Origin of the sequence: Citrobacter sp. TBCS-14, from assembly GCF_005280805.1 — a bacterium.
GTDB classification, from domain to species: Bacteria; Pseudomonadota; Gammaproteobacteria; order Enterobacterales; family Enterobacteriaceae; genus Citrobacter; species Citrobacter gillenii.
The window spans coordinates 1-223 of sequence record NZ_SZWM01000253.1; the positions used below are offsets into that span (position 1 = coordinate 1).

Annotated in this window: 1 protein-coding gene; it reads right to left on the reverse strand. The window is 57.0% G+C overall.

All coding sequences use genetic code 11. The features are described 5' to 3' along the window. Positions 1-223 (reverse strand): 4-hydroxythreonine-4-phosphate dehydrogenase PdxA (locus FDX22_RS30920; RefSeq protein ID WP_255432888.1); only part of this gene is annotated, 223 nt, incomplete at both ends.

The following is a 223-nucleotide window of genomic DNA, read 5'->3' on the forward strand; positions in this document are numbered from 1 at the left end:
AGCTCTTCGGTTGCCAGCATCATGACAACCTTCTTCGCCTGTGAACGCTCTTCAAAAAACTCGGTATGCCCGGTAAACGGGACGCCAGCGTCATTGATGACGCCCTTGTGAACCGGACCGGTAATCAGCGCCGCAAACTCACCTTGCAGACAACCATCGCAGGCGCGAGCCAGCGTGTCGACTACATATTGCCCATTCTCTACCGCCAGTTGGCCCGCGACGA